Annotated in this window: 9 protein-coding genes and 2 pseudogenes; 9 read left to right on the top strand and 2 right to left on the bottom strand. The window is 61.6% G+C overall.

Annotated elements, in window-relative coordinates; all coding sequences use genetic code 11:
- Positions 1-248: 248 nt before the first annotated feature.
- The 8 genes from QOC89_RS07735 to QOC89_RS07700 all read left to right on the top strand — a co-directional run bounded on the left by QOC89_RS07735 (position 249) and on the right by QOC89_RS07700 (position 8,236).
- Positions 249-851 carry a lipocalin family protein gene (locus tag QOC89_RS07735; protein WP_323044488.1) on the top strand — a complete coding sequence of 201 codons (603 nt, stop codon included), beginning with the start codon at positions 249-251 and terminating at the stop codon, positions 849-851.
- A gap of 70 nt (positions 852-921) precedes the next feature.
- Positions 922-1,698 (top strand): DUF1295 domain-containing protein, encoded by a 777-nt coding sequence (locus QOC89_RS07730; RefSeq protein ID WP_323044487.1) that lies wholly within the window; start codon positions 922-924, stop codon positions 1,696-1,698.
- A gap of 72 nt (positions 1,699-1,770) precedes the next feature.
- Positions 1,771-2,874 carry a cyclopropane-fatty-acyl-phospholipid synthase family protein gene (locus tag QOC89_RS07725; RefSeq protein ID WP_323044486.1) on the top strand — a complete coding sequence of 368 codons (1,104 nt, stop codon included), beginning with the start codon at positions 1,771-1,773 and terminating at the stop codon, positions 2,872-2,874.
- A gap of 129 nt (positions 2,875-3,003) precedes the next feature.
- On the top strand, positions 3,004-3,603 hold the full coding sequence (locus QOC89_RS07720) for a uracil-DNA glycosylase family protein (protein WP_323044485.1): 600 nt from the start codon (positions 3,004-3,006) through the stop codon (positions 3,601-3,603).
- Between the two features lie 171 nt (positions 3,604-3,774).
- Complete coding sequence (locus QOC89_RS07715) at positions 3,775-4,374, top strand: cytochrome b (RefSeq protein ID WP_323044484.1); 600 nt, start codon at positions 3,775-3,777, stop codon at positions 4,372-4,374.
- 58 nt (positions 4,375-4,432) lie between these two features.
- Positions 4,433-5,884 (top strand): glycosyltransferase, encoded by a 1,452-nt coding sequence (locus QOC89_RS07710; protein ID WP_323044483.1) that lies wholly within the window; start codon positions 4,433-4,435, stop codon positions 5,882-5,884.
- 181 nt (positions 5,885-6,065) lie between these two features.
- Positions 6,066-7,316, top strand: a complete 1,251-nt coding sequence (locus QOC89_RS07705) for an aromatic ring-hydroxylating dioxygenase subunit alpha (protein ID WP_323044482.1) — start codon at positions 6,066-6,068, stop codon at positions 7,314-7,316.
- 503 nt (positions 7,317-7,819) lie between these two features.
- Entirely contained in the window at positions 7,820-8,236 is a 417-nt protein-coding gene (locus QOC89_RS07700; protein WP_323044481.1) for a rubredoxin, read from the top strand.
- Between the two features lie 26 nt (positions 8,237-8,262).
- On the opposite strand, the gene QOC89_RS07695 is transcribed toward QOC89_RS07700, so the two are convergent.
- The gene (locus QOC89_RS07695; RefSeq protein WP_323044480.1) at positions 8,263-9,108 is read right to left on the bottom strand and encodes an oxidoreductase; all 846 of its coding nucleotides are present in this window, start codon (positions 9,106-9,108) and stop codon (positions 8,263-8,265) included.
- Positions 9,109-9,187: 79 nt separating this feature from the next.
- Positions 9,188-9,601 (bottom strand): annotated as a pseudogene (locus tag QOC89_RS07690) (LysR substrate-binding domain-containing protein); the annotation flags it as partial.
- Between the two features lie 125 nt (positions 9,602-9,726).
- Here QOC89_RS07690 and QOC89_RS07685 point away from each other — a divergent pair.
- A pseudogene (locus QOC89_RS07685) lies at positions 9,727-9,984 on the top strand (succinylglutamate desuccinylase); the annotation flags it as partial.

Here is a 9,984-nt window from a genome sequence, read left to right as displayed (position 1 = left end):
CGACAGGAGTTTCATTACAGGATGCGATTGGCCGCGACGCCAATTGAATCGGTCTATCGCACGAACCTTTTCACAGAGATTTTTGTGTTGCATTGCCGCAAGCGTCCGCACCGCGTGGTAAAGCGGGAAATCAATGGGTGCGGCTGACTTCGCTGATCAGGCGTTTGCACCGAAATGCGGCCTGAACGCATCCGTCCAACCTCGTCGAACGTATACGTTTTGTTACCGCCCCGTTCAAGGCCACCGTCATGCGCCGTTTTGTTTGCACCGCCGCTACTGTTGCGACCGTTCTGCTGGTGTCCCTGACGGGGTGCTCGAACGATCCGCCCAACCCGAACCCACGCGCCGGCGAGCCGCTCGCCACGGTGCCCGTCGATCTGCCGCGCTACATGGGCACCTGGTACATCATCGCGAATATTCCCTATTTCGCCGAGCGTGACCTGGTGGGTAGCCGCGCGGAATGGAAGTTGCGGCCCGACGGCAAGATCGACGATTCGTATTACGGCCGCAAGACGCGTTTCGACGGCCCGGAAAGGCACTATCAGTTTCTCGACACGCCCGTGCCGGGCAAGCAAGGCGGCGAGTGGAGCGTGCAGCTGTTCTGGCCGGTCCACGTAACGCAGTTGACGCTCTATGTCGACCCCGATTATCGCTACACGATCCTCGGCTATCCCGGCAAAAACCTCGGCTGGATCTTTTCGCGTGAGCCCGACATGAGCGACGACGTCTACCAGTCGCTGCTCGCGCGGCTCGATGCGATGGGCTACGACACGTCGCGTTTCAGGCGCGTGCCGCAGCATCCCGATCAGCTGGGCAAACCAGGCTTCGCTTCGCCGGGTGACAAGGAATAAAGCCGCACGCGCCGTATTCGATCGTGCCCTTACAGCACACCAACCGCACCGCCATTTGAACGAGGCTCCCATGCCGCCACTTGCTGCTGCCGTGATTGCCTTGATCGGGCTCGTCATGATTTTCAGCGCCGTCTGGGTATGGCAATTGAAGAGCGAGAACGCCGGCATGGTCGACCCGGTTTGGGCCTATTCGCTCGGCCTCGTGGCGGTGCTCTACGCCGTGCTCGGCACCGGTGATCCGGTGTCGCGCGCATTGACTGCGCTGGGCGGCCTGATTTGGGGCGTGCGGCTCGGCACGCATCTGTGGAAGCGCAATTACGGCAAGCCCGAAGACGCGCGCTATCACCGCTTCCGGGAACAGTGGGGCGACCAGGCAGGCAGCAAGATGTTCTGGTTTTTCCAGCTGCAAGTCGTGATTTCGATGCTGCTGTCGCTCGCATTCCTCATGCCGTCGTATCGGAGCACGCCAGCGCCAACCGGCTGGATCGTGCTGGCTATCGTGTTGTGGATCGTCTCGGTAGCCGGCGAAGGTCTCGCGGACCGGCAACTCAAACGCTTCGCGCAGAACCCGGCCCATCACGACAGCGTGTGCCGCGTCGGCTTGTGGCGCTATTCACGGCATCCGAATTACTTCTTCGAATGCGTGCATTGGCTTGCGTACATCGCGCTGTCATTCGGCACGCCGTGGGGATGGTTCACTTTGTTGCCGCCGGTGCTGATGGCGCTTCTGCTGCTGAAGCTCTCCGGCATTCCGCTGCTCGAAGAAAGCATGGCGAGACGGCGCGCCGGTTACGCCGAATACATGCGCACCACCAGCGCACTCATTCCGTGGCCGCCGCGGCATTGAGTGGAAGACGACCAGGTCACGCGCGAGCGAATTTTCAAAAAAGCCCCGATAGAACGATAGGGAGTCCGCCTCATGAGTCTTTCCACTACCGACCATACGATGCCGCCTTCATCGCCCGCCGAGCCCAGCGATGGCTGGCTGATCCAAAGCTGCGAACGCGGCTGGCTGCCCGACAGCCTGATTCGGTGTGGCATGCGTCAACTGATGCGCCAGCGTTTGCGCGACGAAGCGATCGACAACGGCGAGTTGCGCGCGCAACGGCTCAACCGTCTGCTGGACGACTTGCGCGCGAGTCCGATCGCCATTGAAACGCAGGCTGCCAACACGCAGCACTATGAGGTGCCGGCGTCGTTCTTTCATGCACATCTCGGACCGCATCTGAAGTACTCGTGCTGCTTGTACCCGACCGGCAACGAAACGCTCGCGCAAGCCGAAGCGGCGATGCTCGAGCGCTATGCCGAACGCGCGGAACTGGCCGACGGTCAGCGGATTCTCGATCTCGGTTGCGGGTGGGGCTCGTTGTCGTTGTGGCTGGCGGCGCATTATCCGCGCGCGCAGATCGTCGCGCTGTCGAATTCGCATGGGCAGCGCGCGTTTATCGAAGCGCGTGCGGCGGAGTTCGGCCTGCGCAATCTGTCGGTGGTCACGGGCAATATCGTCGATTTCGAATTCGATGATGCGCAGCTCGGCGATGGTTTCGATCGCGTGGTGTCGGTCGAGATGTTCGAGCATATGAAGAACTACGGCCTGCTGCTTGCAAAAATTTCGCGCTGGATGCGCGACGAGGCGAAGCTGTTCGTGCATATCTTCGTGCATCGCACGCTTGCGTATCATTTTCAGGTGCAGGACGGCAGCGACTGGATGTCGAAGTACTTTTTCACGGGCGGCACGATGCCGTCCGAAGCCCTCCTGCTGAACTTTCAGGACGATCTGCGGATGGAACGTCAATGGTGGGTGAGCGGCACGCATTACAAGCGTACGGCGAATCATTGGCTGGCCGCGCTCGATGCGGCGCGTGATCAGGTCTTGCCGATGCTGGTCGATACGTATGGCGCGCGGGATGCGGCTGTGTGGTTGCAGCGGTGGCGCATGTTCTATATGGCCGTGGCCGAGTTGTTCGGCTACGCGGAGGGAAACGAATGGGGCGTGGGGCATTATCGGTTTGTAAAGCGCTAAAGCACTCACGGGGCGCCGCTTCACATGCAGGCGGCGTGGGGGATGCGGTTGACCGGGCGTCGTTCGCGGGGTAAACGTTGCTTTATCCAGCAGAAAACCAGAAACCCGAAACCTGATCCGCGCCACCGTATGACCACAAGCAAACCCATCGCACTCAATCGGCTACTGCATGACATTCGCGCGTGCACAATATGCGCGCCGGTGCTGCCGCATACGCCGCGGCCGGTCGTGGTGGCGTCAGCTGAGTCGCGCATTCTGATCATCGGCCAGGCGCCGGGTGCGCGCGTGCATGCTTCGGGCATCCCATGGAGCGATGCGAGTGGCGCGCGTTTACGCAATTGGCTCGGCGTCTCCGACGAACTCTTCTACGACGCCTCGAAATTTGCGATCGTGCCGATGGGCTTCTGCTTTCCCGGCAGAGGCACGAGCGGCGACTTGCCGCCGCGGCCCGAGTGCGCCGCGCATTGGCATCAGGCCTTGCTCGCCCAGTTGCGCGAGGTACGGCTCACAGTGTTGATCGGCCAATACGCGCAGCGTTTTGGTCTCGGTGACGCATTCGGACCAACCCTCACCGATACGCTGCTGCGTTGGCGGGAATATGGCCCGAGCGTGGTGCCGCTTCCGCATCCCTCGCCACGCAATATCGCGTGGTTCAAGCGCAATCCGTGGTTCGAAGCGGAGGTGTTGCCAACGTTGCGGACACGCGTGACGGCGGCGCTCAAAGCATGATTTGTCACGCGCGGTCGAAATAAACTGCAACACACTCTTAAGCGGCTGGCGGAATAAACCGGCACACTAAAGCGTTAGCTTCATATCGGCGATGAGAGAGCAGGCATCGCACCGGCATGGCGGACTTTTCAAACAGCTTTCGCGGGAACGCATTTGCAGACCGAACGACCCATGAACACGCACGCCGATTCCCTGACCGATTCGACCGGCACGCCGGCGCCGTCGCGCTATACCCGCACGGCAATCACGCTGCACTGGCTGATCGCGTTGCTGATGATCGTCAATGTCGTGCTCGGGTTGACGGCCGAATCATGGCCCGACGACTGGGTGCGTCCGGTGGTCGATACTCACAAGTCGATCGGCATCACGGTGCTGGGCCTCGCGCTGCTGCGTATCTTGTGGCGCGTGTCGCACAAGCCGCCGCCGCTGCCGCGTGAGTTTCCGTCGTGGGAAAAGAGCGCCGCGCATGCCGCCCATTTCCTGCTGTATCTGCTGATGATTGCGCTGCCGCTCTCCGGCTGGTTGCACGATTCAGCCTGGAAAGATGCGGCCACGCATCCCATGCATCTGTTCAACCTGTTTCCCTGGCCGCGGATTGGTTATGTGATGCATCTCGACCCGGTGCTCAAGGAGACCCTGCACGATCGCTTCGGCGCCTTGCATACGTGGCTCGGCTACACGCTGTATGCGTTGCTGGCAATGCATATCGGCGGCGCGTTGAAGCATCAATGGATCGATCGCAAGTCGGTTCTGAAACGCATGGTGCCGTGAGCACCGCCGCGCTCTTTTCCATTTAACAACCGCACCATCGACGGGCTCAGCAGTCATTTTGAAGAACACTCTGGAACAGGCGCTCGCCCTCGCATCGCCGCGCATTCTGCCGCGTCCCACTACGCTGCTGAGCACGCTGATTCATTTCAGCGTGATCGTGCTGTGGTTGCTGCTGTTCGCTCGCGCCTTCTTTCTGCAAGGCGTGGTGGCGTGGTCGACGGGGATTGCGTACGTTGTGTACGACACCTTGCTGCTCGCGTTCGTCACGTGGAAAACGCTGCCGCTGATGCGGCCCACGGCGCCGCTCGAGCCCGACTTCGATTCCCGCAGCTTGCCGGAGATGGGTGTGATCGTCGCGTCGCATAACGAGGTGGCGGTGTTGCCCGTGACGCTCGCCGCGCTGCTGCGCCAGACGCATGGCCCGGCGCAAATCGTGATCGCCGACGACGGTTCCACCGATGCCACCCACGCGCTGCTCAGTGAACGTTTCGGCTTGACTGCCGCAGCCGACGGCGTGCTGAGCGCGCCGAGTTCGCTTTATCCGAACCTGTACTGGCTGCGCGTGCCGCACGGCGGCAAGGCGCGCGCGTTGAACGCGGCGATCACAGTCATGACCACGGACACCGTGATGACCGTCGACGCCGACACGCTGCTCGACGACGACGCCACCTACGCGATGCGCGCCGCCTTCGCGAGCGAGCCGAAGCTGGTCGCGGCGGCCGGCATTCTGGTGCCGGTGTGCGGCAAATCGGTGTCGGGCCGCGTGTTCCAGTGGTTTCAGACCTACGAATACATGCGTAACTTCATCGCCCGTTTTGCGTGGATGCGCGCCGACAGTCTGCTGCTGATTTCAGGCGCGTTCGCGTCGTTCAAGCGCGACGCGTTGGTCGACGTGGGCGGCTTCGATCCGCAGTGCCTGGTCGAAGACTATGAGCTGATTCACCGGCTGCGCCGCTATTCGGTCGACCACGGTCTCGGCTGGGACGTGCGCGTGGTCGGCGATGCCCATGCGCGTACCGACGCGCCGGACAAGCTCGGCAGCTTCCTGCGGCAGCGCCGCCGCTGGTTCGCCGGCTTCCTGCAAACGCAGTACTGGAATCGCGACATGACCGGCAATCCGCGCTACGGCACGATGGGCATGCTGATGCTGCCGGTCAAGGCCATCGATACGATGCAACCGATCTACGGGCTGACCGCCTTCGCATTGCTGCTCGGCTTTCTGTTCGGCGGGCATGGCGCGATCGTGGTGTCGATTTTCAGCGTGATCTTCGTCAAAACGGCGATCGACCTCGCGTTTTATCTCTGGTGTATCCATCTGTACCGCCGCTGGACCGGAGAGCGCACCGGCTCCAGTCTGTGGATGGCCGTGCTCGCGGCAATTGCCGAGCCGTTCACGTTCCAGTTGGTGCGGCATGTCGGGGCGCTGCTCGGCTGGCTGCATTTCCTGCGTGGCGGACGCTCCTGGGGCGTGCAACGCCGCTCCGGCCTCGTGACGCACGACGAAACCTAACCGCCGCTCAGCGGTTTGAAACCGGCCGGCAGACGCAATGGCGTCCATGTGCGGTATATCAAGGCAGCGTTGCTGGCGGCGAAACCATACCGCTTCGGGTTCGAGTAGACTGTACGACGATGTCGGCCTGCGAATTGCAGGCCGATCACCTTCTATCCGCTCGTGCACGGAGGCTCCACGTATGCATGCTGTTCCCCCGCTCGAACAAGACATCGTCGATGCGCCGGTCGATGCGTCGGCTGTTCATGCAGCCGCTCATTTAGCCACTCAGGCTGACTCCCCTGCCGCAGGGAACGCCCACACGCCGGATAAAGACGCCAACGGCGCCCCGGTGCGCGATCTGCGCCGCGTAGGTATTCACCCTGATTACTGGTATCCGCTCGCGTGGTCGCATGAGGTGAAACGGGGCAAGACGCATGGTGTGACGTTCGCGGGTGAGCCGATCGTGCTGGCGCGTACGGAGTCGGGCAAGGTGTTCGCGCTCGAAGATCGTTGCGCGCATCGTCAGGTGCCGCTGCATCAGGGCGTGGTGGACGGCGAGTCGATCCGCTGCGGCTATCACGGTTGGACCTACGACTGCTCGGGCACATGCATCGACGTGCCGTATCTGGGCCGCGATCGTTTGCCGAACGGCGTGCGTTCTTATCCGTGCCGTGAAGTAGAAGGGCTGATTTTCGTGTTTCCCGGCAATGCCGAATTGGCCGACAGACGGCCGCTACCCGCATTCGGCTCCGTCTCCGACAAAAAGTACAAGACGCGCCGTTTCGGCCGTCCGGTGAATTGCCACTATTCGTTCATGCATGAGAACCTGATGGATATGAATCATCAGTTTCTGCATCGCCGGCAGATGGGGCAGATGCGCGCGCGCTCGTTGGGGCGGCGGCGCGGCGAAGGCTGGGTCGAAGTCGATTACACGTTTGCGCGCATGGCCGGCCAGCAGCCGATCGGCGAAGCGATCGTGTTCGGCCAGAGTCGCAAGACCGGCGGTGACAACGACAAGGACGTGATGACGATCCGCACCGAGTATCCGTATCAGACGCTGCAGATCCGCACGTCCGATCAGACGTTGGTGATGGATTTGTGGATCGTCTACGTGCCGCTCGATCGCGAGCAGCGCACGAACCGCACCTTTGGCCTGCTGTCGATTCGCAAACCGGGCATTCCCGGCGTGCTGAATCTCGCGTGGCCATTGCTCGTGTGGTTCACCGAACGCATTTTCAAGGAAGACCGCGAGATCGTCGAAGCTGAACAGCGCGCGCACGATTCGCAGGGCGCGGACTGGAATCACGAGGTGTTTCCGGTCATCAACGAACTACGCAGTTTGCTGCGCGAGAGCGGTTCGCCGGATCAGGTGGTGGGCGCCGGCACCGGCGGCGCCGCGGTGATCCGCTTCTGGGATTCGCGTCACGGCAATCCCTTGTCGCATACCTGATCGTCGAGCTTTTTGGCGCCGTGCAGACCGTACGATCGTCGGCGACGATGAGCGGCGAGCCGGCGGCGTCCGCTATGACAACCTGTATCAGGCAGATGCGGGCTCATCAAGCCGAGCGGGAAATCCAAAAGCATGGTGAGTTTGAATTGCCCCTCGTGGGGAAATAATCCATCTCCGTACAGCAGGGAATCCAGGCCGATCGAGCAGCGATAATGGCATCTGACACACGAGGGTTTGCGCCAATCGAGATGCGCCGGCCTCCAACCCGTGTACCATTTCGCTTTTTCCAATCTTTAAGAACACCTCGTGACTACGCAACACATCCCCACCGCATCCCGTAAGTCCCTCACTCTGCTGCAACTGCTGGGCATCATTGGCGCCGCCGGTCTGATCGCAGCGATCGTGCTGAACCAGTTCGTCTGATCCCGCCACAAAGCACTAGCTTCAAGCATTCCACCCTGGGCCGGCGCTCGCCGCCGGCTTCATCGACATTCCGATTTGCCATGTACAAGAAGGGCGTAGCCGTAGAGATCCAGTTTTCGCCCGAGCGGCTCAACGACGGCGCCGGCGATCCGTACTGGATCGATCTGACGCAAGCTGAAGCGCAACGCTTGCTGGAAAGCCTGCAGGCACGCCTTGCAGAAAGCAGGATGGGTACAGCCGCGCCGATGGTGGTGAGCCTCGACGACACGCCGGCATCGCAAGCTGGCGCCGCACCGCATGCGGCGGCGGAAAGCGCGGCGTGTGCGGACGACTTCAAACAATGGGTTTGCGTGATCTGTGGCTGGATCTACGACGAAGCCGCCGGCTTGCCGGAAGAGGGTATCGCGCCGGGCACCCGCTGGGCGGATGTCCCGGCCGACTGGCGTTGCCCACTGTGCGACGTGGGCAAGGAAGATTTTGCGCTGGTCGAGTTTTAAGCCGCTTTAAGCCGCTTTAAGTCGCTTTAGGCCGGAAAATCCGCGCCGACCGTTGTGGCTTCCCACCCATCGAAGTCGCCGCGCATGAAGTCCAGCTTCTTGCGCGCCAGTTCGAGCGCGGTCTTGCCGAGCAGCAAGCGCAGTGGCGGGTTGTCCGACAGCGCGGCGTCGATGATGGCTTGCGCGGCGCGCACCGGATCGCCCGCCTGTTTGCCGCTGCGCGCTTCGGTCTGCTTGCGGCGCTCGCCTGCGGTGGCCGCATAGGCGTCGATCACGGTTGCCGACTGCTTGATCGACGGTCCTGCCCAGTTCGTGCGGAATGGGCCGGGCTCGACGATCAATACGTCGATGCCGAGCGGCTTCACTTCTGTTGCGAGTGATTCGGACAAGCCTTCCACGGCGTACTTGGTGGCATGGTAGTAGCCGGTCGCGGCGAAGCTCGTAATGCCGCCAATCGACGACACATTCACAATCAAACCGTTGTGCTGCGCGCGCATGATCGGCAGCACGGCCTTCGTCAAGTCGACCAGACCGAACACGTTGGTCTCGAACATCGCGCGGACTTCGTCGTCCTCGCCTTCTTCGATCGCGGCCAGATAGCCGTAACCCGCGTTATTGACTAGCGCGTCGATGCGGCCGAAACGCTGCTTGGCTTGGGTGACCACGTCTTCGATCTGCGTGCGGTTCGTCACGTCGAGCGGCAGAACCAGTGCGCGATCGCCGTGTCCATCGGCGATATCTTTTACCTTCGACGGATCGCGGGCGGTGACTACCGCGCGCCAGCCGCGCTCCAGCACCAGCTTTGCCAATTCGCGGCCGAAGCCGGTGGAACAGCCGGTAATCAGCCAGACGGGGTTGTCTCGATTCATCATTTGGGAAACTCCTGTTGATGGGTCAAATGGCCTGTGAAAAGGCCACGCGGCGAAGAGGTGTAAGGCATCCGCAAGTGCGTTACGACTGCTTGCGTTTGGTGTGATCGTTTAATTGTAGCCGCAGCGCGGCAGCTTCGCTTTGCAGCGCTTCGAGGAACGCACCGGCCAGCGGATGGCTCGGACGATGCTCCGGACGAATCACGCTCACGCGAAACGGCAACGACACGGCGAGCGGCCGGATATGCAGATTGTGGCCCACGAAATCCAGCGCGGTAAGCGGATTGACGATGGCCAAGCCGAGGCCCTGCCGCACGAAACTGCACACGGAGACGGCGGTAGGTGTTTCGATCATCTGGCGGCGTGCGATGCCCGCTCGCGCGAAGGTTTCATCGATCAGAACCCGATATGGGTCATTCGACGACAGGCTAACGAAAGGCTGATTCGCGAAGTCCTTCAGTTCGATCACGCGCTTCGCGAGCAGCGGATGGCCATCCCATGCGCATTGCCAGCGGGTCGACCTGGAGTTCTCCGGGATGATCGCGAAGAAATACTTCGACTTCGATCCGTACGGCAATTGATTTTCCGGCTTACTTTCTCTTCTACAGATCTCGGGTTCCCATGAACAAGCAATCGATTCCGCTTCTATCGCCGGCTATCGGCACGCACCGCGAGCTGGTGTCGTTTCATTTTGGTCCTGCGGATAGCGGGCAGAAGATTTATATCCAGTCGTCGCTGCATGCCGATGAAACGCCCGCGATGCTGACGACGGTGTTGCTGAAGCGTCGTTTGCTCGAACTGGAAAAGCAAGGCGCGCTGAACGCGGAAATCGTGCTGGTGCCCGTGGCGAATCCGGTCGGGCTCGGGCAATACGTGCTC

The organism is Paraburkholderia sp. (assembly GCF_034668105.1).
In the GTDB taxonomy this organism is placed as follows: domain Bacteria; phylum Pseudomonadota; class Gammaproteobacteria; order Burkholderiales; family Burkholderiaceae; genus Paraburkholderia.
This window is presented reverse-complemented; position numbering and strand designations above follow the sequence as displayed.

Excerpts from the sequence above, each read along its gene's own strand:
- QOC89_RS07735 (WP_323044488.1), top strand. The coding sequence starts at position 249 with ATGCGCCGTTTTGTTTGCACCGCCGCTACTGTTGCGACCGTTCTGCTG.
- QOC89_RS07730 (WP_323044487.1), top strand. The coding sequence starts at position 922 with ATGCCGCCACTTGCTGCTGCCGTGATTGCCTTGATCGGGCTCGTCATG.
- QOC89_RS07725 (WP_323044486.1), top strand. The coding sequence starts at position 1,771 with ATGAGTCTTTCCACTACCGACCATACGATGCCGCCTTCATCGCCCGCC.
- QOC89_RS07720 (WP_323044485.1), top strand. The coding sequence starts at position 3,004 with ATGACCACAAGCAAACCCATCGCACTCAATCGGCTACTGCATGACATT.
- QOC89_RS07715 (WP_323044484.1), top strand. The coding sequence starts at position 3,775 with ATGAACACGCACGCCGATTCCCTGACCGATTCGACCGGCACGCCGGCG.
- QOC89_RS07705 (WP_323044482.1), top strand. The coding sequence starts at position 6,066 with ATGCATGCTGTTCCCCCGCTCGAACAAGACATCGTCGATGCGCCGGTC.
- QOC89_RS07700 (WP_323044481.1), top strand. The coding sequence starts at position 7,820 with ATGTACAAGAAGGGCGTAGCCGTAGAGATCCAGTTTTCGCCCGAGCGG.
- QOC89_RS07695 (WP_323044480.1), bottom strand. The coding sequence starts at position 9,108 with ATGATGAATCGAGACAACCCCGTCTGGCTGATTACCGGCTGTTCCACC.